The organism is Pelosinus propionicus DSM 13327, from assembly GCF_900114615.1.
GTDB classification, from domain to species: Bacteria; Bacillota; Negativicutes; order DSM-13327; family DSM-13327; genus Pelosinus; species Pelosinus propionicus.
Genome location: NZ_FOTS01000067.1, coordinates 1 through 23,727, shown reverse-complemented (window position 1 = coordinate 23,727; position 23,727 = coordinate 1). Strand labels below are relative to the sequence as shown.

The following is a 23,727-nucleotide window of genomic DNA, read 5'->3' as shown; positions in this document are numbered from 1 at the left end:
CTTTCGGCGATTTTTGATGCGTAGTCAAGTTAAAGTGCATACTGAATTTCTATTGCTGTGCATGGCATACAACCTAAAGAAACTCCACAACAAAATCCAAAACGGTCGTTGTGGAAGTTATTTGCATATTCCCAAAGCGTCCTGATAACGGTATATAATTTTTTTGAAGGGAAGTCGATTCCTCTGTTTTGTTATGCCCATAATCTAGCTACGACTTCTTTTTTTCTTCCGATCAACAAGAGATTTCTGCTTTTTTATTAAAAAAGAGGCGTACCGCAAAACGATTTCAATAAACGTTTTGCGACACGCCCTATCAGCCGTTCATGGAAAACCATGAATATATATTGGAAAATTATATAGTAAATTATGTATATAAAAATTTATTTCCGCTTGGTCCACAAGAAAGTATCCTTTATGAACAAAGAAGTATTTATACAGAATATACCGTATTGGTACTCCACTATTCTATGATAAGAACCCTGCTAATTGGTATGGCAGGTTATCATCGGGAGGGATTCAGAGTCAAACATGTAATAAAGCTTATTCAAACATTTGCTAAAGCAATTGAACACGATCTTTCTTATGTAAATCAAGCTGTGCAGTTTATTAGTGCAAGCGATATGAATAATATAGCAGGCGCAACAATATTAGTGAAAATTTAATTGTTGGAAGATATGTCAAGACGAAGTTTAGGTTATTGATATTGTTAATTGCGAAAATTGTGTTGTATCCAGTCCAAGAAATGTAATGCAATGGATGACTATAAGATAAAAAACACTATCAATTGCTTTTGTTCCGTTGTATTCGTGGTTCAGACAAAAAGTGTGAATTCCAATAGATATACGGAATTCACACAGCGGCTTTATTCAAAATACGATTGGCATGCAAAGGCTAGTACTATTTTAGATTTGCTCTAAAGAAGGACTCGAGTTTGTCGAAGGGGATAAGATCTTTTCTGTCGTACAGGCCGATGTGTCTCGCACCTTTAACAACGTACAATTCCTTTGGTTCGGCAGTCGATAACATGGTTAAATGCTAATATATTTTTTGGATAAGTAAAATGTATTATCTGGTGTTAACACTAAGTCAATAGGCTTAGTGATTTTTTTTCGCTCTTATTTTTAAAGACTGTGTCGATTGCTTGCACTCAAAATAATTTGAATCAAGGCCTTCTCAGTCTATTTAGACTTTAGCCTGTTGTTAGCTGTAATAAAAAGACTTGACCTGGAGTTAAGACAAGGTGATAGCCTTAGAGTATAACAAGTACATTAAGGAAAAACTTGAAAGAATGAGAGGCAGTCCATTTGGCATGAAAAGAAGGAGTGAATCAAATGATAATTTCAGAGGTCAGCGAGAAATACGGTATGACACAAGACACATTGCGCTATTACGAACGAGTCGGTTTGATCCCGCCTGTTCCCCGTAAATCAAATGGGATTCGGGACTATGACGATTACAGCTGTGGATGGATTGAATTTATTCACTGCATGAGAAAAACAGGTGTTCCAGTAGAAGTCCTTGTTGAATATGTCCAACTTTATCAGCAGGGAAGTAAAACAAAGGAGATAAGGAAAGAACTTTTACTGACAGAATTAAACCGTTTAGATGATCGTATTGCAAATTTGCAGGCCACAAGAGAACGATTGGCTTGTAAAATAGAAAACTATGATGATCTTGAGAAATCTTGATAGTCACATCATTTATGATAATGAAAAAACTCCTGCCGAATTTTTGTGGAAATTTGGCAGGAGTTCTTTATGCTTGTAGGAAATAGTACAAATATAGAATGATGATAATAGATGTTAATGATTAGATTGACCCATCAGAGTCGTCCCTGCTATTTGGCAAAAAGATCGGCATGGACTCCTGAAAAAGATAGAGAACTGATGATAAAAACAAAAAAAATATACAATGGAGAATTTTAAAATGATAAAGTTAATTGCATCTGACATGGACGGAACACTTATATTTGACCAGAAGATTTCCAAGGAGAATCTAGAAGCGATTCATGCAGCCCAAGAAAAAGGAATAAAATTTGCGATTGCAACTGGTAGAGCCTATGATGATGTTAAGCCATACTTAGACCAATATGGGCTAACATGTGAATGTGTAGTTTTGAATGGGGGAGAGTATCGGGATAGTGCTGGTAGAATCGTTGAAGGAATTTATATTGATAAAAGTTTGGTAACTGAAATTATAAGTATACTATCGGAGGGTAATTTAGCATCTGAGATATATACCAATGATGGATATTATACAGCAAATACAGAAGAAGAAATATTCGATAGTATGATTAAACGATCAAAGATCTTCCGGCCTCATATTACAGATCCAAATGAAATTTACCAAAATGCGTTACATCATCCCCATTTTGTTAACATGAAATACATCACCAATATCGATGAATTTTTGAAAAGTGATGTAGAAATAGGCAAATTTATTTCTTTTGCAGATTCAGCCGATGAATTAAAAGGATCACGGGAAAAATTGAATAAATTGGCAGGAATCGTGGTATCGTCTAGTTTTACAACGAATATTGAAATCAATGATAGGTATGCGACCAAAGGACGGATATTAGCCAAAGCTGCAGCAAGAATGGGTATAAATAAAGATGAAGTAGCTATTTTAGGCGATGGGTTTAATGATTATTCTATGTTCGTCGAATTTCCCAATTCATTTGCTATGGAAAATGCAATACCAGAAATTAAAGAGGTGGCGAAATATATCACAGCAAGTAATGTAGAACATGGTGTCGCAAAAGCAATTTATCGCATATTAGAACGCTAGTGACAGATGGACGATAATTTGAGAAGACAAGGAACCATTTTTATGACAAGATCCTAGCTTTTGGAAGCCGTTTATTTACTGTCGCACTAATAACTGTCGCTGCAATTACTTTCAGTATATCACCGGGAAGAAACGGCAGTGCGCCAGTCATGATTGCTTTTGGAATTCCCATGCCTGTAACCAAACTTAGCCAAGTGATTCCCAATACATATACTATCCCAATTCCCCCAATACTATTTGCTAGGGCAAGAGACCAAAGAGTGTTCTTTTGCCCTTTTAATAAAGCAATGAGCATTACTCCGGGCAAATAACCGATTAAATATCCACCTGTAGGTCCAAGAAGAACGCTAATTCCGCCACTGAATCCGGAAAATACGGGAACTCCGACTGCTCCAATCAATAAGTAAGCCAGCATACTCCAATAAGCCTGCCTAACTGGTAATATACTTCCTGTCAACATGACTGCCAAAGTCTGACCCGTAATGGGTACTAGGCTAAAGGGCATCGGAATCGATATAAAACTCATTACAGCCGTTAACGCGGCAAAAAAAGCAGGGTATGTTACATTGGTGCATTCACTTCGCTGATTCATAGTAAGCCTCCCTAACACAATCTTTCAGCAAGCAATCATTAGGGAAAGTATAATTCACCACAATTACATTGTCAACCTTGATGTGTCATTACGTTAACGATATAATATCCGCTATAATGAACTGACGCTGTATCGATTGTCGACCCTGAAAAAAATATGATTCAGGAAAGGATCGAATTCTATGTGTACAAGTTTCGCCGCGTATTACGGTCGCCCCTTATATGGGATGAATTTTGATTTTCCAATGGTGGATATTAAAGTAACTATTGAAAAATCAGCTGCAGTCAAATTTATCTGCTTTTATATTTACGTATTTGATGGATATTCGCCATTAGTAGGTATGAATGAGCACGGCAGTTTCGTTAATCTGCAGGAATTACATATGGAGGGTGATGCCAGTCAACTTGAGGAATGTCATGCGTCAACCGAGATCGATGGGCTGCAATTATTCGCTGATTACTTAAACGAACGGATCACAATGGATGAAATCATGGCACTAGATAGTAAAACGAGGTTAACTCTTCCAGAAAACTATAAGATTCACAGCCTTTTTGCAGCACAAAACGGTCAGTCTACCATTATCGAAGGCATTAAAGGCAAACTATTACAACAAAAAATATCTGGACAACAGCAGGTCATGACCAACTTTGCCCATGTACTGCATCCCGATACAGCAAAACTAGATTTACGTTTTGTAGGGGCAGAGCGGTACGTAACAACAGACCGCCTACTCAAAAAAGCTTGCAATTCATTAGATGTCGAGCAAGCTATGTCTATTTTAAAAAGCGCCTTCCAAACCCGAGGAGACTATCCCACCCAATGCTCCTGGGTCTTTCTCCCCCAAGATCAGACTGTATATTTCAGGCTTACAAAGAATATAAACTGTATTTGGAAAATATCTTTACAAAATGAAACCATCGAAAATACAGGTGACAAAAATGCACCACCAATTAAAATCGGTGATGCAGGTGTTGTCGTCACTCAGCTAGGTTAACTTGTTATCTTTAGCAAACACAAAAAATTAAGTTATCCATTGCTGAGTGTCATCATATAGTTTATAAAATGTTTCAGGTGGGTTGCCGATGGAAGAATCAATTCTCTTTTCCCTTGACTTTGAGCAGCAGGTACTGCTGGCCGCATTACTCGCGATATTGGCATCTGATAAGCTTAGCGAAGAGCAACTAAGTATTTTGGGAAACTTTGTAGAAGCAGTGGGGCAAAACATCCTGCTAATACAGGCGGTAGTATCGTCTAAACCTACATCCACGAATTCGGACAGCTCTTCAAAAACACAAGTTCAAGACCTGCAAAACAGCATTACTCTGTTGCAGCAGGATTTAGAAACCTTGAAAGCAAAGATTGCTGCTTTAGAAGGAAAACAGCAATAACATTATAACAACAAAATAAGATTGTTTCTGATAGTCAGAGACGTTCCTTTAATACTATAAAAGTGCGAACACTAAATAAAAAAATTTAGTTGTTCGCACTTATTTTTATTATGTAAATGGAATATAGGGTCAGATAATAGAGAGAGTTTTAATTAATACTAAAAAGGTAGCGTGGTATACATTTTTTGCTATTAAACCTGTTTATAATTATAACAGAGAGCTCTAGTAAAGTTTATTTAGTGGACTAAGAAATAAAATATTCTGGTAAGAAGAGGCAATGGGTCATACTGGAAGAAGGATGAATTTACAGGATATAAGCCAGGTTTGATATGCTACAATACTGTTAAACATTGAACTAAGGTGTGGTGTAAATGTATCAAGATGTGTTTGACGATAAGAAACAAACCGAAATGCGCAAGTACTTTCAAAATGATTTATCAAAGCTTGGCGTTATAAAAACGTATAGAAAAAATCACTTTATTGATAGTAATTGTTGTAATTCATTTGCTATTGTCCTTAAAGGTAAGATCGTTAAGAGTATTGTTAGTTCTCAAGGCCGTGAAAAGCAGCTTTATATCCTGCGGCCGGGTGAAATATTTGGTGAAATGAACTTATTGGGCGGGGGAGCATTACATTATGTATGCCGGGTAAAGGAAAATGCTCAGATTTCATATATCAGTAAAGAGGTCCTCGATAAAACGATAGAAAAAAATTCTGAGGTATATAAGTATTTAATTAATAGTATGACAAGAAAATTTCATATTGTGTTACTTCAGTTAACTAACAATACCTTTAACGATTCCAGGGGGAGAATTGCAGAAGCATTGCTCAGGTTGACTGCATGCTCTGATAATGCAAATGTTGAAGAAAACACAAGTATTATCTCAACAGTCTATACTCAGAATGAGCTAGCACATAATGTAGGGTGTTCAAGGGTGACAGTGACACGGGTGCTTAAGAAGTTTGTACAAGAAAAATTAATCAGTATTCGGAATCGGAAAATTATTATAAATGATATGGATACCTTGGTGAGTTATACCGATCGTATCCAGTAGTACAACCTTAAGAAGCTAGCATGTAATGACAAGGAGGAATTAAGAAATGATCAAACTTATTGGTGTCTTTATTGTAGTAATAGGTCTTGTTTTTCGTTTTAATCCTTTATTAGTAGTCATAGTAGCTGGTTTTGCAACAGGTCTGGTTTCAGGTATGAATTTCATTGAGATACTAGATGTCATTGGTAAAGCCTTTGTGACCAATCGCTACATGTCATTATTTATTTTATTACTTCCGGTCATTGGCCTTTTGGAACGTCATGGCCTTAAGGAACAAGCTGAAAGGTTTATTTTAAACCTAAAGGGAGCAACAGCCGGGCGAATTATGCTGCTATACATGATATTTCGCCAAGTTACAGGAGCATTTGGTATGCATTTAGGAGGACATCCTAGCTTTATAAGACCTATCGTCTCTCCAATGGCAGAAGCGGCTGTTGCGAAGGGACGAATTCTACCACAAAGTATTTTAGACGAAATCAGAGGAATGGCTGCCAGTTCTGATAACTATGGTAATTTTTTTGGACAGTTAATGTTTATTGCCGCAGGGGGGCTGCTATTAATTAAAGGCGTTATGGAACAAACAGGGTATACGGTGGACTTAATCACTATGGCTCTCTATGCAGTTCCTACTGGGGTCGTCGCACTGATTATTGCTGGCACTCGGTATGCATTCTTTGACAGAAGAATGTCAAAGAAACTTGATGAGGTGATTAAAAGCGAGAGCAATGGGGGTATTTCGCAATGAAAATAACATTAGATCATTTGTATTATTTAATAGGTTTTCTGTTATTTGTGTTTAGCGCTTATACCGTTTTTGATAAAAATCATAAAGCTAAATGGGGTACAGCTCTATTTTGGGCGATTTATGGTGTTACTTTCATGTGGGGGAAAGAAATTCCGGGATATATCGTTGGTGGAATGGTTGTAGTAATGGCTATGATTGCCAGCGGAAAACGAATTGGTATCGGGTCTTATGGTGAAACTTCTAAAGAAAGTAAAATCACCGAAGCTAAAAAGTATGGGAACCTGTTATTTATTCCAACAGTAGTCGTTCCGATTATTACTTTTCTAGTAGCTACATTTACTACTTTAGGAGCCTTGATCGGTTTGGGAATAGGTTCGATTGCGGGTTTTTTAGTAGCACTTTTTATGACGAAAGAAACCCTGACTTGCGCTAGCAATGAAGGTCGTCGATTGCTTGATGCAATTGGCTGGGCTGCTATTTTGTCCCAATTCTTGGCTGCTCTTGGCTTTCTGTTTGATAAAGCCGGTGTGGGGAATGTTGTAGCGGAAATGGTATCTTCCATCGTTCCCACCGAAAGTACGTTAGCTACAGTCGTTGCTTACTGTGTTGGCATGGCTTTGTTCACCATGATTATGGGCAATGGTTTTGCAGCATTTGCCGTAATAACGACAGGTATCGGCATACCACTTGTTATTAAACTACATGGAGCTGATCCGGCGATCGCTGGTGTTATTGCGATGTTATCTGGATATTGCGGCACTCTCATGACTCCTATGGCTGCGAACTTTAATGTTGTACCTGCAGCTCTTTTGGAAATGAGTGATAAAAATGGGGTTATAAAGAGTCAAATAGTTACGGCGCTTCCCTTGTTATTGATTAATATTTTTTTGATGTATTATTTAGCTTTTCCGGGGGTGAAATAGATGAAAGTTCTTGTTACTGGTTTTGATCCTTTTGGCGGAGAATCTGTAAATCCGGCACTAGAAGCAATAAAAAAATTGGACGGACGCATAATCGCTGACTCCGTTGTAACGATTTGCGAGTTACCAACAGTTCGTCGGAAGGCTATTGTTGCGCTGAGGGAGGCTATTTTTAAAATAGATCCAGCGGTTATCATAGCGGTAGGTCAGGCTGGCGGACGGATGGAAATAACACCAGAGCGGGTTGCAATCAATATTGATGATTTCCGAATAAAAGACAATGAAGGCAACAACCCAATTGATGAGCCTATTGAACCCTTTGGTCTCACTGCATACTGGTCAACATTGCCGATTAAGAAGATGGTAGAAGTGATGCGTGAAAACGGAGTACCTGCTAGTGTGTCTAACTCAGCTGGCACCTTTGTCTGTAACCATCTTTTTTACGGCTTAATGCATCAGCTATGTATAGAAGGTAATAAACGCCGTGGAGGATTTATACATATTCCGTATCTTCCTGAACAAGTTTCACGTAGTCCAGGTCAACCCAGTATGAGTTTAGATATGATTGTCCGTGGTTTGGAAATCGCGATTGAAGTTGCTTTAACTACAGCAGAAGACTGCCAACTGACTGGTGGAACGATTTGCTAATAGACAGGATTCTACTAGTCGCTGAACTGAATGCTTAAATTTTAAAGACAAAAGGATACCAAAGCTGGTATCCTTTTTAATAATCGGCCTGTGCCCTTATTTACGTATAAAAGATTCTTCCTTTTGTTAAAATCGGTGATGCGAGCATTGTCGTTGAGGCTACAGCAAAGAACCTAGAAAGGTGCAAGTGTAATGACAGCCTCTAGTAGAAAAAAGGATCGTAATTACCACGGAACAGTCCGGCCGAGATAATCGAGGTATTCAAGACCGGGATTTCCTTGCTTCTTGAGCAGAGTGTTCACCAAGTTTGGAACACTTTCTTCAATGCTGAGATGAGCATCCGGCCCTCCTAACTCGGTTCGCACCCACCCTGGAGCCATCAGTACCATCGCACGCGAGGAATCGGCATTTCGGGCGGCAAAGCTCCGCATGAACTGGTTCAAGGCCGCTTTACTGCCGCGATAGACTTCGCGCATCCCAGTGAGATTATTTGCGACGCTGCCTTGCCCGGATGACATCACTCCTATTAAACCAGTTGCAGTAACGAGATCCTGCAGCGACTCAACGACGCGCATAGGACACAACGAGTTCGTAATCATGACGCGTATGAAATCGTCGGTTGTCACTTCACCAATTGTGTCCTTCTCATTATTTGTAATACCGGCGTTCACGAACAGCATCTCGAACGTTCTGCCTGATAAGCGCTCATGTAACGCGGTGACCTGGGATTGCTCACAGATATCTAATTGCTCTATTTCGAGTCGATCCTTGAATTCATCAGCAAGATCGTGCAACTTCGTCCGACCCGATCCTTCCCGAACCGTTCCAACTACCTTCCAGCCCTTCTTTAGAAAATCGGCGGCCATCGCGAGACCGAGACCACGTGAGGCTGCGATGAGCAGAATGGTAGGGACGCTTTGATCTGAGAAATTTAATGGCATCGTATTTCTCCTCCCTTTAATCTCTTGTTGATTAGAGGCAATTAGAATCACTTTACTCTGCCTCTTTTTCGTGATATGTTTACTGTACTGCATTCGAGTAACACGAAGTCAAGGGTTTTTCCCAAAAGGAGGTAGAAAAATGTACACAGTCAAAGAAGTGGCGCAGAAAATAAATCTCACAGAGCATACGATCCGATTTTATACTGACAAGGGATTGGTGCCGAACATACAACGCGACAAATACAACACTCGTCTTTTTGACGAAGCATCTCTTAATTGGCTGATAAGGGTTAAGTATCTTAAAGATTGCGGTATGTCAATCAAGGATATCAAACACTTTGTTGATCTATACCTAGAAGGAGATTCTTCAATTCTTACCCGTTATGAAATTATTTTGAAATACAAAGAAATTGCACAAGAGCAGTTGGAAGAGGCAGCGAGAAGAGTTAAGTTTATGGAAAAAAAGGTGAAACATTATCTTGAAATCATAAATCAAGACATTTCGGACGATACAACCCCAAGGTAGCGGTAGAGGCTGGCAAGGCACGCTCTCGAATTTTGGAAACTAATTAAACCTGCGAATTATCGCAGGTTTTTTGTTCATTTATTCCTTTGGCATAAAATACCCCTTATGTTAGATTATATCATCTCTCTAGCATAAGGGGCAGTTCACTCAAGCGTGACCCCAGCGCTATAAAATTTACCAGGTATAGAAGACAATTATGCAGAATGAGAAAGTCTTTTGTATGAGCACATAAGTACTCGGTATACAGTATATCTTTGTGGAATTTTGATTAGAAGTATTTACCATATCAATAAATTGCGGTAAGATAATGATATTCGCTAGTAACCAATTTCTGTAAAAATAAAAGTTCATATAACACATTTTAAAAGCTAGGAATCTTTAAAATCAGAATCAATTAGTATAAGGTTTACCAGTAGTTTATGGAAAAATCGATGAGCCATGTTGAATGGATCATGAAAAATGTGGAGGAGTGGAACGGTGAGTATGATTTCAAGTAAAATCAATGACAAACAAATTATCATTAAACTGAAAAATAGGGTCTGCGATACATCGGAAGAGCTATTGTGTAGTGATTTATTTGCTACCATACTCACCATGGCAGTCAAGGAACTATCGAAGCGAAAATCTATTTTATTAGATATTTTTGAGAATAAGGATGATATTAAAGAGGAAGATATTAAGATCTTAATCGATACGTTTCATTACATATGTAAAATGCCTGTCAACCTTGTTAGTCAGGTTGTAAAAGGTTCTGAGCAATTTTCTAGGGAGCCAGAATTGCTGAATGATTTTGTTCAATACTTATATAATTATTGGCGGAATTTTACTCGCTTTATTGTTTGCCAATCGGAAGGCGATGGGTTGGAAACTAGACCTTATCGAACATTCCATTCTACAATAGAAAAATTAAATCACCTGGTAAGAAAGACATATCGAGATTTGCAGATCAATATAACACATCATCCAAAGGTGTTTAGACAGGTAACGGCTGGTGCGGAATTGGCGGCGATCAGTACAAGTGCTGCTGTACCTTTTTCGGGTAAGATCTATGAAAAACTAAATCAGGTTCAGATGATTCGTCAGGTATGCATCTATCCGCCTTTGGTTTTAGACCCTCCCATGAATAAGCGGACAGGTAAGTTTGAGAGGATTGATCAAAATCCACTGGAGTTAGTAGATATTCATGCAGAGGAGTGGCTGTGCTATCCTGCAAAGGTGGGACCGCTGGTTATTAATATTTATTTTCAGGATCGCTTTTTTGAACTAGGTTTCTCTCTGTGTAATCTATTTGAAATAGCGGATGATGATGAACTTGAGAAACAGCCAGATGCCGTATTCCTTTTTGGTGTACCGGGTAGGGTTTTGGATGATCTGACGAAGCTGCCTACTGTATTTTATGAGGATAATGAGAATGAAATGTTAGTGGCGGCAATTCCCAATCGAGACGAGTTTGGGTATTTCGGTTATTTGAAGAAAATGGCTCTTACCTTGCATAATATACGAATGATGAAAAAAGGGAAAATGCCCTTCCATGGTGCGATGGCTAGAATTATTCTAAAGGGAAATAAGGAAGCGAATGTATTGGTTATGGGGGATACGGGAGCAGGAAAATCCGAAACATTAGAAGCTTTTCGTGTTCTTGGAGAAGAGTATATTCAAGATATCATTGTTATTGCAGATGATATGGGATCTTTGTCCATTAATGAGAACGGTGAGGTTATTGGTTATGGTACTGAAATAGGGGCTTATGTTCGCTTAGACGACTTAAATCCAGGCTACGCTTTTGGTCAGATTGATAGAGCCATCATTATGAACCCAAGTCAGAAGAATGCTCGGACGATTTTGCCGGTCACTACGTATGATAAAATAGCCAAAGGACATAAAGTAGATTTCCTATTATATTGTAATAATTTTGATCAGATTGATGAGGAGCATCCGATTATTGAGGAATTTTCCAATGCTGCAGAGGCAATTAATGTCTTCAGATCGGGCGCAGTTATGAGTAAAGGTACTACGACGTCTACAGGTTTGGTTCAAACCTATTTTGCGAATGTATTTGGTCCATCTCAATACAGACAAATTCATGAAATCATCGCTAAGAAATATTTTGAGGCATTTTTCCAGCAAGGGATATTCGTTGGTCAAATGCGTACTAGGCTGAGTATTGCAGGCTGGGAGCGAAAGGGTCCAGAAGAAGCCGCAAGAGGACTGCTTGAAATGATTCTGAGCAAAAGTAATTAGTGTAAATTCACATGGTTATGAATGCCTGTAGTCTAAGGAAATAAGATAGTAAACGATTAAGACAGATAAAAATCCAACGAAATTCTCAAAGGAATTCGTTGGATTTTTGTACATCGTGAAAGAGAAAGCTCTAAAAAGAATTCGGTGACTTTCGTCTTGACCTTTTTTCTTGACAAAGAAAAAGAAAAAAAGTATGATTTATTTCATAGATGTGTATATACACAATGATGTTGTTTTTGGAAATATTGAAATAAAGCAGGAGAATTCTATGATTGCAAAAGAAAATCTGAAGACACCTAGTGTCTGCAATTGCACTAATATGCGTCGGGCGTCACGGGCTCTTACCCAGTTTTATGATAAGTCGTTGGAATCTAGCGGTGGTCTAAAGATTACTCAATATTCGTTGCTGAATCATCTTAAACGCTTAGGACCGCTTACGATGAATGAACTTTCCCAGGCTATACGGTTAGAGCGCACAACGCTGGTGCGTAACTTAAAACCGTTAGAAAAAATGGGGCTGGTGGGTATGACTGCAGAAGAAAATTCCCACGCTCGCCGTGTGCATATCACAGAGAGTGGCCAAGCGATTCTTGCAGCGGCGGCTCCTTATTGGGCGCAAGCGCAGCAAGCTGTGGATGAACTGTTCACTCCGGAAGAGTTGGATGTGTTTAAGAAAGCGCTGCAAAAAATAGAATCCTTACGTTTCTAAAAATTTTCTCTAATGATGTGTATATACACAACTGTAAAAAAAAGATAAAAGAGAGGATGAAGACAATGCCATTTGTCAGAATTTCATTAATGGAAGGGAAGCTGGAGGAATATAAGCAGACAATCAGTAATAGCATTCATGATGCCATGGTGAAGACCATCAATTGTCCACCACTGGATCGTTTTCAGGTCATGACCGATCATCGTAAAACAGATTTAATTTATGATCCAAGTTACTTGGGGATAAACCGGACCGATGACATGATTATGATTCAAATAACACTAAATGAGGGACGGACAGTTGAACTAAAGAAGGCTCTTTATCATGAAATTGCTGAGCAGCTGAAAGCACGATTAGAAATTCGACCGGAAGATATATTTATTAATTTAATTGAGGTAAAAAAGGAAAACTGGTCATTTGGTAATGGACTTGCCTCCTATGCATGACCTCAGAAGATTTGACTGTTAATCAATAAACCATAAGCAAAGGTAATAAAATCGATAGGAGTTTACAGGGAGGAGGCAATAACGATGTCTTTAACAAAAAAAATCAAGGAATTCGCATTGGACTTGGGCTATAGCCGAGTGGGGATTACCACGGCGGATCGCTTTTCCGATCATGTCGCGATTCTGCAAGACAGAGGACCCATGTACGATTTTCTGGTTCAGGACCCCAGACGTCCGGTGGAAGGCTGTGAACCGCAAAAGCTGATGCCGTCGGCAAAGTCTATTATTTCTCTGGTATGGGATTATTCTCAGAAAGCCTTTCCGGAGGCTCTGCTCGGCAAGGTCGGACGGGTTTATCAGGCGAGAAGTTATAATGCACCTTCGCATCGTATTAATGGCAGCCGATATCAGCTGATGCTGGATTTTGTGAAAAAAGCAGGTTGCCAGGTAGGGCAGGGAATTTTTTTGCCTGAACGGTGGGTGGCAGCCAGAGCTGGTGTGACGACCTATGGCAGAAATAATTTTGCTTATGCGGATGGAATTGGCTCGTTTATCGTGCTCAGTTCAATTGTCGTAGATACGGAGCTGGAGTATGATACTCCGACCCTTGAAACGGGGTGTCCAGAAGGATGTAGGGCCTGTATAAAAGCCTGTCCCACGCAGGCAATTTATGAACCGCAGAAACTAAATCCACGCCGTTGTATCGCCTTTAATGCCTGGTTTACGCAGGATGGCAAGCCAGCTGGTCTTAGTAGCCATATTCCGCCTGAAATCAGAGAAAAAATGGGTACGCACGTGCATGGGTGCGATATTTGCCAGGAAGTCTGTCCTCGTAACCGGGAACGTTTGCAGGCCAAGCTGCCGGACGATGAATTCCTAGTAAGGGTATCCCAAGATTTTAGTCTTACAAAAATGTTGAACATGACGGATGAATTTTATGAAACACGGGTGCAGCCGCTCATGTATAACTATATTAAAGAACCGAAATATTTTCAGAGAAATGCAGCGATCGCCCTTGGAAATTTGGGAGACCCAGCTTTTATTCCTGATTTGGAGCTGGCTATGAATGATCCGGAGAAGCTGGTGAGAGAATATGCTGCCTGGGCTCTGGGGAGGATTGGCGGGAATTTAGCAAAGCAAGTACTGGAAACAAAAAGAAGCCTAGAGACTTGCGGAAATGTAAAGAAAGAGATTGAGGCCGCTTTATTAGCGCTTTAGTGAGTAAATTGTAGTTTTAATTGAGGATAGCTGATTCGTAGAGAGCTGCTAAAGCTAGATTATATTTAAGCCCTGTGCCTTAGGGCAGAGGGCATTGTTCATAAGTGCATTTTGCCAGACGGATATGGATTACTTTACAGCCTTGCAATAATGTACTATCTTCATTTATTTATGCTGATGTATAATTCATGATATTAACTTAGAGGAGCTTATATATCATGAACATTACATCTTTTTTACTATACTGCGTTATTATGACCTTTACACCTGGACCTACCAATGTTGTAATATTGTCTACGGTGCAGGGATTTGGAATAAAAAAAGCTATGGAATATTCGTATGGAGCAACAATTGCCTTTGGGGCCTTGCTTGCCATCTCTGCCACATTAAATACCATACTTGTGGCCGTAATACCGAAAATATTGATTGTAATGCAGACAATAGGAACTCTTTATATTTTATATTTGGCATATCAGATATACAAAATGGATACAGCAGGGTCAACTGAAGAACATGTTGCAACGTTTAGGTCGGGATTCATCATGCAGTTTATAAATCCTAAGGTCGTATTGTTCACAATGACGGTAATCCCCAGTTTTGTTATGCCATACTACGCTGAACCCCATCTATTAGCACTATTTGTTGCAATGATTACTGCTATTGGCTTTTTAGCATTTGTCACTTGGGTGATTTTCGGGGCGATGTTCAAGGAGCTCTTGCTGAAGTATCAAAAATTGGTTAATGTAAGTATGTCACTTTTTCTGATATATTCTGCTATAATGGGCTCAGGATTGGTTGACCTTATTAGGAGATGACAGAAATGGAACGATTCAAATATAAAAAATTATCAGATATCACTGCGCTATCAGCGAGTTTTACAGATTTCACTTATAGGAAGCATTGTCATGAAGAATATGCATTAGGTGTAACCCTGCGTGGCATTCAAGAGTATAATTTAGACGGCAGTTTTCATTTGTCCTATGAGAATGGGGTTATGCTCTTCAATCCTGAACAAATACATGACGGCAGGGCACATGATAGTTCAGGTCTTGATTATGTTATGTTATATATTGAGCCGAAACTATTTTTGGATATACTAGGGAAAAAAGATTTGGTTCGTTTTACATCCCCAGTTGTATATCATGGGGCTCTTAGGAATAGTATCTTAACTCTTTCAAGTGCAATTCAGAGTGGCCAAGATGAAGCCTTGTGCAGTGAACTGCTCCTATCCCTTGTCGATCACTTTAATCCAACTAATATTTTTACAAATTATAAAAGAGAGAATAAGTTAGTTAATAAAGCAAAGGAAATGATTTACTCTAAATTACATGAAGTGATAAGTCTTGATGAAATATGCAAAGAAATTTCTTTGTCAAAGTTTCAGTTTATTAGGTTATTTAAAGCTAATACCGGAGCTTCACCATATCAATATTTTATATTTTATAAGGTAAATCGTGCAAAGCAGTTGCTAGAAAAAAACAAGAACATTTACTCGGTTATAGCAGAATGCGGTTTTGTTGACTTATCTCACTTCAATAAGCATTTTAAAAGAGTTTATGGAATAACAGCGTTTGAATATATATCACACTTGAATTAGATATAAACAATACAAATATCCTGTCCAATTTTACAAGAATTTGGCAGGAATTCTCTGTTTTTTTATGGAATTTTATAACTTATATAATAGAATGCTGTGGGACTAACCCGATGGAACCATTTCCAAGCGGTTCGTATTTTTTTGATATGGTGGCGAATGTATCTGTGTCCTATATTGTTGTGATGATATTAAGAGGTGAGAATAACTCAAAAGAACTGTCCTATTGAGTTTTAAGGCAGGTGGGAATTGTGTGTGATGACTGTAATAATATTACATTAAGAGAATCTTTTAATAGCCCAAAAGATTACTTAAACTGTTTGACATATATTCAGGAATTATTGAATACAGGTAATTTCATACTTATAGAGAAATCTTGTGATTTAGATAAGACCAAAAAGGAAAATGGTTTTTGGATTGATGATTTAATTGCTCATGTAATTCGATGCAAAAGCTGTGGTAAACATTTTACTTGCTCGATGGATACCTACCATGGCAGAGGAAGTTTTAGAAGAGGGAGATAATTCATTAAAACAGGAAATATTAGGGAGCATATGCGTTATTATCTGATGATGAAAGTAAAATCATTTGGAGAACAATTGTGGTTAGGCTTGACTTATAGCAAATTGAGTTGTTTTTCTCATGATCTTGTATTAGCCACATAAATCAAATTATTAATAGCTAGAGCCTGATTCCAGTTATTTTAGACGAAATGAAAGGTTTTTGTGCCTTACATTGATGAGATATTAAAAAATTCGAGTAACTTAAAGAACCATCCTTTTTGAGTTTTCAGAACTATATTCGGATCACTTCCGTTGCTTTAGCGTAACTAAATTGACAAAGGAGAAGTACAGATGCTAGATAATAGAAAAGTAATGCATTTCACCATAGAAGATATTATTAAGAGAAAAATACAATTTACAATCGACAATAATATATTTGATAAAATAGAGTATAAGGAAAATGATGAGGGTGAATTATTAGCTTATAATGAAATGTTGGTAGATATTAAAATCATGAGTGAAGATATATTTGTAAGAAAATATATGGGAATAGTCGAAAATATTGGTAGGCAGTTTGAAAATGAAGAAATTTTAGATGAAAAAAAGATTGAAAAAATGTCAGGTTATAATAATGCTATTGTATCAATAGTGGAACTTATAAATCCAATTTATAAATATGATTTGGCTAAAATATAATTAAATACGTGCACATAAATAGTAGCAATTAAATATAGACCAAGCCCCCGAATCGTAGCATTTTACGACAGGGGGCTCTTCATTTGAAAAAAGACGCAAAGGATTTTTGTTCATTGTGATACGCCTGTGTTTTAAATTACTTCCAAATGTGAGTTTTCACCAGTTAATTATTAATTGATTGTAGTAACGAAAAGGTATCGCTTATAGGATATAATAACGGATAAAAATTTTCGTCGTGCGAATCGTTCCTCGGAAACTTGGGTGAGGAGAGCCACAAGGAGAGTAACGTAGCATAAGATAATCAGGTTAATATTACAGTGCTATATTGCAAAGGAAAGGAATCGGGGGTGGCAGGAATGCAAGTTCATTTAATTTTAGCTTTTGTTGCTTTTTTGTGGGGACTCAATCCGCCAGCAATGAAAATTGGTCTTCTGTATGTAGATCCTATGCCTTATAATGCAATTCGTATGTTGGTTGCGTTGGTAGTTGGCTGGGGAGTGCTAAGGCGCATAGGGAATTGGAAACCGCTGCAGCGAGAAGATTGGAAAGTATTACTCGTTTCTAGTCTGGGCTTTTTCTTCTTTCAACTTTTTTTTACTGCAGGAGTGCAGATTACAACAGCTGGCAACGCATCGCTCATTCTTGGCTGCTTGCCAGTCAGTGTAGCCATTATTAACCACTTTCACCGACTGGAACGCATTAATACGGCGGCGACGGTTGGTATACTGGTCTCGATTGGGGGGATCATTATTATGGTGGCTGGTACAGGAAAAGAAATCAGTCTGAGCGAAAAACATATTACTGGGGCACTGATGTTACTCGCCGCTCAAATGAGCTACGGCTACTATACCGTCTTTTCTCGTCTACTCATACATGCTTATTCGGCATATCAGATAACCGCATACATACTTCTGAATTCTACTGGACTCTTCCTACTTATATCACTTCCCGCCGTATTGGCAGCTGATTGGCAATCTGTACCTTGGCCAGGTTGGGCCAGCATATTATATTCTGGCCTTTTTCCTTTATGCTTAGGTAATTGCCTGTGGATTTGGGGCACAGGGATATTAGGCAGCACCAAAGCATCATTATATAATAACTTGCCACCAGTCTTTGCTGTTGCAATCAGTTACCTATTTCTCGGAGAGAGCTTTGGGTGGCTGCAGTTTATTGGTGCCATTATAATATTTTTAGGTCTGTATGTTTCTAAGGAAAAACAGCCAATGGAATCATAAGAATGACAGTAGTGGTTTTCTCGGATCTCATCAGCTGCGACTGACTATTGTAACATTGCAGGAGTTTTGTATTTTAAAATATTGCCCGCTCTGTGGTATTGATGGGAACCCACAGATGAAAACCGTGCAGCATGGATGGGTGCATTGGTGGGGGCTGGAACTAGGTATTACGGCATGGACAGTCATAGCCAGCGGATTTTTTCACTTTTTGGGTAGCTCTATGATTATAGCATTCTTGGGTGGGATGACCTATGTAGGGAATCGGCTGCTGACCAAGAGCTGCAGATATTGTCATTCGATCACCAGCAGTCTAATGCATCTGTATTGCCACAATTGCGGACAGAAGTTGCGGAGGAGCTTATGATGAGGAGGAAATGTGTCGCTGCTATTCGAAGGTATTGGAATTAGATAGAAAGCTACACACCATTGATTACTTTAATTCAAAGATAAATAGAGATACAAATGCTTTAAAAGGTGAGATAATCATGGATACGATAGATGAGCTTGTATTAAAAAAAATGGTTCAAGATACTATAAATTTAGAAGTTTCAGGATTTCATTGGAAAAGCTATGGTAGAGGCGCGACCATATACTATGTTGATAAATTGTCTATCGTTCCCATTGGCTGCGAGATGTCGGGGGTAGATGATTTAGATATACTCGTGTTTGGTGAAACAAAGCATATTACTAAACGATATTATATAAAAGAAAGAAAAGCTGAGATTCTTTCTTTTGAGGAAAGAATCATGATTCAAGAGTTGTTAGTGAAATGGCTGTCTGAAAAAGGATTGAAACATGATATTGTCGTAGGACAGTAATCTGTTTCTAAATCATTGACGAAGTATAATAGCTTAATGATAAATAATAAATACAAATATCCTGTCCGATTTTACAAGAATTTGGCAGGATATTTTTGTTTTTTATGGAATCTCATAGTTTATCTTTGTGGCTTTATTTGGCATTTGGAGAACTGCTCTCTGAATTTGCTATAAGGTGAGGTTAGGAACGGTTAACATATAATTTTGTAGAAAATTTATAGGAAGAAGTGAGATAAGATGATGAACTACAATCAATCGATTTCACAAGATCGATTGGAACTGATAGAAGAATCTGTGTTACGTCAATTAAGAAGCGGAAGAAGTTTGGAAATAAAATAGTGATATGTAATTGTTTCTAATTCAATTAGTAAGTCAAAGAACCGCCACCTGATTCATTCTTGCCTTTATTTCGATAATAGGAAAGCTTAGGGGAGGGCTTGATTTATGACAAAATTGAGTGGTTTTCTCATGATCTTGTATTAGTCACATAAATCAAATTATTAATAACTCAAGCCTGACCCCAGGTCCCCCTTACAGCGATAAAAGAAGCTGCAGGTTAATCAGAGATCTAGATATTTGTAAAAAAAAAATTCAATTGGTCTTTTCAAGAGGCTTGTCCCTTGAAAAGACCAATTGAATTCATAAAAATTTAAATATTTACATTTAGTTTAAAATACTATAATATTATTTGGTAAACTATTGTAAAAAGAGAGGATTTTGTATTATATGGCAGTTCTTTGGCAAGCTCTTTCTAATTTGATGAATAATTATCCGAAATGGTCACTATTTATATTAGCAATGAGTGCCATAGCTGTTGTTTTTGGATCTACTGCATATGTATATTCTAGTTCTGTTTCAGCTAAAGAATATATAAACGAAAAAATACAAGGAAAAATCACTAAACCTGTAGCACTATATACTAGCGCAGATCAAGAAACGTTAGAGAAACTTACGGAAGTACAAAACTCTATCTCGAAATTGCAACAGAGTTTGACAAATAATTCTATTAATAAAGAACAATCTGCCATATCTGGAATAAATGATGTAGATATAAAAAAATGGGAAATATCAGTTGTGACTGGTAATAAATATAATCTTAAAGTAAAAGATAAAGTAATTATTTGTAATAAAACATATGGTGAACATAGTCCATCAGCAATATTTTATGTTACAGCTGAGTCACCTAAAAGAAACGACACTTCTCCAGAGATATGTATGAATCAAGATTCTGCTCTTGCTATTGATATACCTGATCCAAAGTTTATTGGAAAGTTTCCTGTAACTATAAAGAAAATAGAACTTCCTACGGACAAGCAATGATGTAAAAAAAGGTGGATTTGCAAGGCTATAGTTCGTCTTGCCGAACACCTGTCCAATGTGTATATTCATTAAAATAATTCTCCATTACCAAATGTAGGCATAATCGTATCATTTATAAAGGCTAAAAATAGAGAGAATTCCTGTCAAATCCTGTTGGATTTGGCAGGAATTTTGTATTTATATGGGAATATATATATCAAACAGAATTTTGAGCGAGTGGTTATGCCAAAAGAATTGGTGTGTCTAAATATCAGAGATAATAAGCAACTATCTACGAGCTAAAATGCAACATATGAGCATAGTAATATAGGAAGGATGAGTGCTATGATCGAGAAAATTGAAGTGAGGAAAGTGGGAAGCTGTTTTGACGATAATGGCATTACACTCTCTGATCTAAGGAATGTCAATTTTATTTATGGTGCAAATGGTAGTGGTAAAACAACTATTTCAAAGATAATAAGTAAACCTAGTAGTTTTTCTGTTTGCAAAGTTACATGGAAAAACAATACAGATCTTAAATCAGTGGTTTATAACGGGAATTTTATCAATGAAAATTTTTATCAGAGTACTGATATAAAAGGAATTTTCACTCTTGGTAAAGAGTCCCATGATGCTCAAAAAGAGATTGCATTTAAAAAGTGCGAAATTGATAAAATAAGTGATGAGATAATTAAACTAACCCAAACTCTTGAGCAAAAAAAGAATGAAAGTATAACTAATGAAAATGAATATGAAGAAAATTGCTGGAAAATAAAGCAGAAATATGATCAGTCATTTCAAGACGCATTTTCTGGATTTAGAAATTCCAAAAGGTCATTTAAAGAAAAATGTAAACAAGAATCAAAAAATACGGAGCAGTTATTTACATATGATGAACTCAAAACACAATCGAATGTAATATTTGGTTCAATAAAAGAGAAAATCAGTACATTGAGAAAAATAAATTATGAAGATTTAAATAAAATCGAATCCGATCCTATACTTTGTGCTAAAATAATCGGAAGTGAAGATGTTGATATCTCAGGATTAATAAAGAGATTAAATAATAGCGATTGGGTCAAGCAAGGGTATGAATATTACAAACTATCAGATGGTATTTGTCCATTTTGTCAACAACAGACAGGTGAGGATTTAAGAACGCAGCTAGAAGAATATTTTAATGATACTTATAATCAACAAACAGAAAAAGTTAAAATATTAATACAAGGTTATTTAGCTTTTGTTGATTCGGCCTTACTTCAAATTGCTTCTATATTAAGTAATGGAAATCAATTTCTAGATAGTACTATGATTGAACAGCAAGAACGACTTATTGAGGCAAAATATCAAACAAATAGAACTAGATTAGATGGGAAAATTAAAGAGCTAAGTAATTGTATTAAATTAGATTCGCTTATTAATGAGTTCAATATTATTCATGAAACCATTAATTCAGCGAATAAAAAAATAGTTGACCACAATAATTTAATAGATAATATTGCTCAAAGAAAGAAAATATTAATTTCTCAAATATGGCGTTTTGTTGCTACAGAAAATAGTATCAATTATAAAAGATACTTAGAGAAACATAATAGTTATGAGAAAGCTATAATTGGAATTAATGGGACGCTGCAGACAAAATATACTGCCCAAAAAAGGATAAATGGAGAAATCCAAGAAATTGAAAGTAAAATTACTAGCATTGTCCCTACTATTACCGAGATAAATAAAATTCTTACCTCATTTGGCTTCCTTAGCTTTAAATTAATTGAAGCAAATGAGCGTGGCTATTATAAAATAATACGTGACAATGGTGAAAATGCAAAGGATACTCTCAGTGAGGGGGAAAAAACTTTCATTACTTTTCTTTATTTTTATCATTTGCTTAAAGGTAGCAATGATGCAGATACAATAACAACTGATAAAATTGTTGTATTTGACGATCCAATTTCTAGTCTAGATAGTAGTGTATTATTTATTGTAAGTAATCTAATAAGAGGGCTTATTGACGATGTAAGAGCGGCAAAGGGATATATAAAACAAGTCTTCATTCTTACCCATAATATCTATTTTCATAAAGAGGTTTCATTTTGTAAGAACCGAAGTGGCACTAATAAGTTGTGTGACGAAACATTTTGGATTCTAAGGAAAAAAGGTTCAATTTCTCAAATAGAAAGTTACGAATCCAATCCAATAAAAACTTCATATGAACTGTTGTGGCAAGAATTAAAATACCATACTGAGAGAAATGCAATAACAATACAAAATACTATGAGAAGAATAATTGAGAATTATTTTAAGATACTTGGACATTTAGGTGATGATGATTTAATAAATAAATTTGATTCGGAAGAGAGAGTAATTTGTAGATCACTAATGTCATGGATTAATGATGGATCACATTTTGTAAATGATGACCTATATGTAGATTCAAGTCCCGATACTATAGCAAAATATCTCAAAGTTTTTGAGAAAATATTTGAGTTAACTGAAAATGCAGGACATTATAAGATGATGATGGGAAATATTGATTTGAAGCTACCTACAGTTTAGTATAGTATTTGAACTGTATATTCTCTAAAAGAGTCAAGATACGGTTCTCTGGCTCTGTCGTTAATTAAAGATACATGAGTCTCGGAGCCATCCCTTGATTCGCAAGGAAAAAATTAATAAAGAAAAACCGCCCACTACAGCGGGCAGTTCAATACCTTCATTTTTTACAAAATTACAACACTTTTCCACCTTACTTTTCCTTGCAATCCCCATAAAAAGGAATATAATTAGTAATAGGTGGAAATTAAAAAGTCGCCGTGTCCTAAGAGTGCTGTAACACTCCTAGGCACGAGCAGGTGAACAGGCACCTACACGTAACAGCTAGCTGTCTACGACGACAATTTATTATACCGTGAACTTTCCTTGAAGACAAGGGATGGTATGTTCGGGGGATAATAGCATTGTAGTGTATTGGCAGAGGCTTTGCGTCTGCATGCAATCCAGATGAAGCAAAGCGCATGTGTAGGTTGAATAGACCTCGCATGCGCTTTTTAATTTCGTGTGTCCAGCGAAGCTGGGCTGTGCTTATGGGTGAAAGTCCCATCCCGGTAACTGCCAAGAGGCTGGGTAGCTAATCCCGGTGCGTCGCAGAAATGCGGGGTGCTGAGCGGGAGGATAAAGTACCTGGAAACAGGGCGAGCAAAGATATAGACTGCAACATGAAGTGAACTCTGTCGCATCGTTAAAAAGCCCCTTGGAAACGAGGAATGTAGAGGGAGCCGAGCCTTGGGAATTTAGGCGAAGGCCATGGAAGACGGGAAGAGCTTGGAAAGCACCGTCAAAGAACCCTCCGGTGTAGAGGAGGCGGTATGT

26 protein-coding genes are annotated in these 23,727 nt (G+C 37.4%); 24 read left to right on the top strand and 2 right to left on the bottom strand.

What is annotated here, in order from left to right; genetic code table 11:
- Positions 1–13: 13 nt before the first annotated feature.
- The 4 genes from BMZ99_RS26070 (at position 14) to BMZ99_RS23270 (ending at position 2,787) form a co-directional block, all read left to right on the top strand.
- On the top strand, positions 14–145 hold the full coding sequence (locus BMZ99_RS26070; RefSeq protein ID WP_407670203.1) for a hypothetical protein: 132 nt from the start codon (positions 14–16) through the stop codon (positions 143–145).
- Between the two features lie 178 nt (positions 146–323).
- Positions 324–662 (top strand): hypothetical protein, encoded by a 339-nt coding sequence (locus tag BMZ99_RS23280; protein ID WP_090943615.1) that lies wholly within the window; start codon positions 324–326, stop codon positions 660–662.
- Positions 663–1,331: 669 nt separating this feature from the next.
- Complete coding sequence (locus BMZ99_RS23275; protein WP_090943612.1) at positions 1,332–1,688, top strand: MerR family transcriptional regulator; 357 nt, start codon at positions 1,332–1,334, stop codon at positions 1,686–1,688.
- 238 nt (positions 1,689–1,926) lie between these two features.
- On the top strand, positions 1,927–2,787 hold the full coding sequence (locus BMZ99_RS23270; protein WP_090943609.1) for a Cof-type HAD-IIB family hydrolase: 861 nt from the start codon (positions 1,927–1,929) through the stop codon (positions 2,785–2,787).
- Between the two features lie 40 nt (positions 2,788–2,827).
- Here BMZ99_RS23270 and BMZ99_RS23265 read toward each other — a convergent pair whose 3' ends face one another.
- Complete coding sequence (locus tag BMZ99_RS23265) at positions 2,828–3,379, bottom strand: biotin transporter BioY (protein ID WP_090943607.1); 552 nt, start codon at positions 3,377–3,379, stop codon at positions 2,828–2,830.
- 181 nt (positions 3,380–3,560) lie between these two features.
- Between BMZ99_RS23265 and BMZ99_RS23260 the strand changes: the two genes are divergently transcribed.
- The 6 genes from BMZ99_RS23260 (at position 3,561) to pcp (ending at position 8,135) form a co-directional block, all read left to right on the top strand.
- A complete protein-coding gene (locus BMZ99_RS23260; RefSeq protein ID WP_090943603.1) occupies positions 3,561–4,373 on the top strand; it encodes a C45 family peptidase in 813 nt (270 codons plus the stop codon).
- 88 nt (positions 4,374–4,461) lie between these two features.
- A complete protein-coding gene (locus tag BMZ99_RS23255; RefSeq protein WP_090943600.1) occupies positions 4,462–4,767 on the top strand; it encodes a hypothetical protein in 306 nt (101 codons plus the stop codon).
- Between the two features lie 371 nt (positions 4,768–5,138).
- Positions 5,139–5,822: a Crp/Fnr family transcriptional regulator gene (locus BMZ99_RS23250; protein ID WP_090943597.1), complete on the top strand. Its 684-nt coding sequence runs from the start codon at positions 5,139–5,141 to the stop codon at positions 5,820–5,822.
- 46 nt (positions 5,823–5,868) lie between these two features.
- A complete protein-coding gene (locus BMZ99_RS23245) occupies positions 5,869–6,567 on the top strand; it encodes a DUF969 domain-containing protein (protein WP_090943594.1) in 699 nt (232 codons plus the stop codon).
- The gene (locus BMZ99_RS23240; RefSeq protein WP_090943590.1) at positions 6,564–7,490 is read left to right on the top strand and encodes a DUF979 domain-containing protein; all 927 of its coding nucleotides are present in this window, start codon (positions 6,564–6,566) and stop codon (positions 7,488–7,490) included. Before BMZ99_RS23245 ends, BMZ99_RS23240 begins: the two co-directional genes overlap by 4 nt.
- On the top strand, positions 7,491–8,135 hold the full coding sequence (pcp, locus tag BMZ99_RS23235; RefSeq protein ID WP_090943587.1) for a pyroglutamyl-peptidase I: 645 nt from the start codon (positions 7,491–7,493) through the stop codon (positions 8,133–8,135).
- A gap of 224 nt (positions 8,136–8,359) precedes the next feature.
- On the opposite strand, the gene BMZ99_RS23230 is transcribed toward pcp, so the two are convergent.
- Positions 8,360–9,076 (bottom strand): SDR family oxidoreductase, encoded by a 717-nt coding sequence (locus tag BMZ99_RS23230; protein ID WP_090943618.1) that lies wholly within the window; start codon positions 9,074–9,076, stop codon positions 8,360–8,362.
- A gap of 139 nt (positions 9,077–9,215) precedes the next feature.
- On the opposite strand from BMZ99_RS23230, the gene BMZ99_RS23225 reads away from it, so the two are divergent.
- The 14 genes from BMZ99_RS23225 (at position 9,216) to BMZ99_RS23165 (ending at position 22,914) form a co-directional block, all read left to right on the top strand.
- Positions 9,216–9,602, top strand: coding sequence for a MerR family transcriptional regulator (locus tag BMZ99_RS23225; RefSeq protein WP_090943583.1), 387 nt, complete (start codon positions 9,216–9,218; stop codon positions 9,600–9,602).
- Between the two features lie 477 nt (positions 9,603–10,079).
- Complete coding sequence (locus BMZ99_RS23220; protein ID WP_090943580.1) at positions 10,080–11,843, top strand: hypothetical protein; 1,764 nt, start codon at positions 10,080–10,082, stop codon at positions 11,841–11,843.
- A gap of 211 nt (positions 11,844–12,054) precedes the next feature.
- The gene (locus BMZ99_RS23215; protein ID WP_217645139.1) at positions 12,055–12,552 is read left to right on the top strand and encodes a MarR family winged helix-turn-helix transcriptional regulator; all 498 of its coding nucleotides are present in this window, start codon (positions 12,055–12,057) and stop codon (positions 12,550–12,552) included.
- Between the two features lie 65 nt (positions 12,553–12,617).
- Positions 12,618–12,998 carry a tautomerase family protein gene (locus tag BMZ99_RS23210; protein WP_090943573.1) on the top strand — a complete coding sequence of 127 codons (381 nt, stop codon included), beginning with the start codon at positions 12,618–12,620 and terminating at the stop codon, positions 12,996–12,998.
- A gap of 84 nt (positions 12,999–13,082) precedes the next feature.
- Positions 13,083–14,216 (top strand): epoxyqueuosine reductase, encoded by a 1,134-nt coding sequence (locus BMZ99_RS23205; RefSeq protein WP_090943571.1) that lies wholly within the window; start codon positions 13,083–13,085, stop codon positions 14,214–14,216.
- A gap of 218 nt (positions 14,217–14,434) precedes the next feature.
- Positions 14,435–15,031 (top strand): LysE family translocator, encoded by a 597-nt coding sequence (locus BMZ99_RS23200; protein WP_090943568.1) that lies wholly within the window; start codon positions 14,435–14,437, stop codon positions 15,029–15,031.
- A gap of 5 nt (positions 15,032–15,036) precedes the next feature.
- Positions 15,037–15,813 (top strand): AraC family transcriptional regulator, encoded by a 777-nt coding sequence (locus tag BMZ99_RS23195; RefSeq protein ID WP_090943565.1) that lies wholly within the window; start codon positions 15,037–15,039, stop codon positions 15,811–15,813.
- Positions 15,814–16,061: 248 nt separating this feature from the next.
- Positions 16,062–16,334: a hypothetical protein gene (locus BMZ99_RS23190; protein WP_090943562.1), complete on the top strand. Its 273-nt coding sequence runs from the start codon at positions 16,062–16,064 to the stop codon at positions 16,332–16,334.
- Between the two features lie 330 nt (positions 16,335–16,664).
- A complete protein-coding gene (locus BMZ99_RS23185; RefSeq protein WP_090943559.1) occupies positions 16,665–17,009 on the top strand; it encodes a hypothetical protein in 345 nt (114 codons plus the stop codon).
- Between the two features lie 356 nt (positions 17,010–17,365).
- Positions 17,366–18,244 carry a DMT family transporter gene (locus BMZ99_RS23180; protein WP_090943556.1) on the top strand — a complete coding sequence of 293 codons (879 nt, stop codon included), beginning with the start codon at positions 17,366–17,368 and terminating at the stop codon, positions 18,242–18,244.
- Complete coding sequence (locus BMZ99_RS26820; RefSeq protein ID WP_139214833.1) at positions 18,210–18,608, top strand: hypothetical protein; 399 nt, start codon at positions 18,210–18,212, stop codon at positions 18,606–18,608. Before BMZ99_RS23180 ends, BMZ99_RS26820 begins: the two co-directional genes overlap by 35 nt.
- Before the next feature lie 121 nt (positions 18,609–18,729).
- The gene (locus BMZ99_RS23175; RefSeq protein WP_139214832.1) at positions 18,730–19,062 is read left to right on the top strand and encodes a hypothetical protein; all 333 of its coding nucleotides are present in this window, start codon (positions 18,730–18,732) and stop codon (positions 19,060–19,062) included.
- A gap of 726 nt (positions 19,063–19,788) precedes the next feature.
- Positions 19,789–20,382: a hypothetical protein gene (locus BMZ99_RS23170; RefSeq protein WP_090943549.1), complete on the top strand. Its 594-nt coding sequence runs from the start codon at positions 19,789–19,791 to the stop codon at positions 20,380–20,382.
- A gap of 324 nt (positions 20,383–20,706) precedes the next feature.
- Positions 20,707–22,914 carry an AAA family ATPase gene (locus tag BMZ99_RS23165; protein ID WP_175490679.1) on the top strand — a complete coding sequence of 736 codons (2,208 nt, stop codon included), beginning with the start codon at positions 20,707–20,709 and terminating at the stop codon, positions 22,912–22,914.
- Positions 22,915–23,727 lie beyond the last annotated feature (813 nt).